The organism is Pseudomonas sp. P4_C3, from assembly GCF_056402075.1.
The window spans coordinates 1-1,890 of the sequence record NZ_JBFUIC010000536.1; the positions used below are offsets into that span (position 1 = coordinate 1).

Here is a 1,890-nt window from a genome sequence, read left to right on the forward strand (position 1 = left end):
CACCATGGGTTTGCCGATCTCCAGTTTCACTCGGTCCGGCCGTTTGGAGAGCGGCCAGAGGGCGGCCATGAACGCTGCCGGGAAAGCGATTTCCAGCGGGCGCTCCTTGAGTTTTTCGAAGATGTGCCGTGCGGCTTTCTCCACCGGCCAGCTCAAGGGCATGGGGAAGTCGTTTTTCGCCGTCAGCGGCGTTTCGACAAACCCGGGGCTGATCACTGTGAGTTCAATACCTTCCGGGGCCAGGTCGATGCGCAAGGATTCGAACAGATAACGCAGCCCGGCCTTCGAGGCGCCGTACGCTTCTGCCTTGGGCAGTGGCAGGTAAGTCACCGTACTGGCCATGGCTACCATGTGCGGTGCGGTGCCGGCACGCAGCAGGGGCAGGGCCGCTTCGATGCAATAGTTGCTGGCCAGCAGGTTGGTGCGCACGACATGCTCGACAATCGAGGCGTCGAACTGTTTGGCATCCACGTACTCGCAGGTGCCGGCATTGAGTATCACGGTGTCCAGCGAGCCCCAGTCCTCGGCAATCTGCTCGCCGATCTCGCGCACGGTCTGGCTGTTGGTCAGGTCTCCGGCGACCACCAGCACCTGTCCCGGATAACGTTGCGACAAGTCTTTGAGGGGGGCCATGATGCGCGAGCTGACGGCCAGGTGCGCACCGGTTTTCAGGATTTCTTCGGCCAGGGCGGCACCGATGCCGCTGCTGGCACCGGTCAGCCAGAATCGTCGTGCGAGTGTGCAACTCATCCCAATCTCCTTTTCAGCCAGGCAATTGCCCGGCCCAATACGGGTAAATATTCATAAAACAGAGCCCCGGCATCGAGGTAATCCCGGTAGCGGTAACTCATGACCCAATTGCGGCGTACTGCCGTGAGGGTAGATTTTTGAACGCCGTCAACGCGCGTGTACGGGAGGTACTCAAGTCGACGATCGGTGAGGGGTAATCCACAACACCGAACAGGCCGCCGAGATTGGCGGGGTTGTGCACTTCTCTTTTATTCAGTCCGGCCAGTTCCGGCAGCCATTGCTTGATGAACACGCCTTCGGGGTCGAATTTTTCCGACTGGTTCAGCGGGTTGAAAATCCGGAAGTAAGGCGCCGAGTCGGTGCCGGTGGAGGAACTCCACTGCCAGCCACCGTTGTTCGCCGCCAGGTCGCCATCGATCAGGTGACGCATGAAAAAGCGTTCGCCTTCGCGCCAGTCGATCAACAGGTTCTTGGTCAGGAACATCGCCACCACCATGCGCAGGCGGTTGTGCATCCAGCCGGTTGCCAGCAGTTGGCGCATGGCGGCGTCGATAATCGGCAAACCGGTACGCGCCTGTTGCCAAGCGGCCAGTTCTTCGGGGGCGTTGCGCCAGGCCAATGCTTCGGTTTCGGGACGAAACGCGCGGTGTCGGGAAACCCGAGGGTAGCCCACCAGGATGTGTTTGTAGAACTCGCGCCACAGCAGTTCGTTGATCCAGGTGACGGCGCCAGTCTTGCCACTTTCGAATTCACCTTGATTGCTGTTCAAGGCCGCGTGCAGGCATTGGCGCACAGAAATCACCCCGGCGACCAGATAGGCCGAGAGCTGACTGGTGCCGGGCTTCGCCGGGAAATCCCGTTCGCTTTGATAGCGCGCGATCTGCACATCGCTAAAGCTGTCGAGGCGATGCCGGGCTTCGGTTTCGCCCGCCGGCCACAGGTTGCGCAGGTTCTCATCGGGTGTTGCGAAGCCGTCGACACTCACGGGGATCGCATCGCTGGCAATGTTCAGCGGCGTTTGTTTGTGCGGCGCGCAGACCAGGCTGGGCAGCGAGCGGTGCAGTCGTTCGTAGCAGACTTTGCGGAACTGGCTGAAGACCTGAAAGTAAGTGCCGGTCCGGGTCAGCACGCTCCCGGGCT

General features: G+C 60.8%; 2 protein-coding genes and 1 pseudogene. All 3 read right to left on the reverse strand.

Annotated features, from left to right (window positions below):
* Positions 1-750: SDR family NAD(P)-dependent oxidoreductase (locus AC1DVH_RS30310; RefSeq protein WP_477756897.1), on the reverse strand; the 750-nt coding region annotated here is incomplete at its 3' end.
* A pseudogene (locus tag AC1DVH_RS30315) lies at positions 747-845 on the reverse strand (transcriptional regulator); the annotation flags it as partial. The gene AC1DVH_RS30310 and the pseudogene AC1DVH_RS30315, both read right to left, overlap by 4 nt.
* A gap of 2 nt (positions 846-847) precedes the next feature.
* Positions 848-1,890 (reverse strand): cryptochrome/photolyase family protein (locus tag AC1DVH_RS30320; RefSeq protein WP_477756898.1); only part of this gene is annotated, 1,043 nt, incomplete at its 5' end.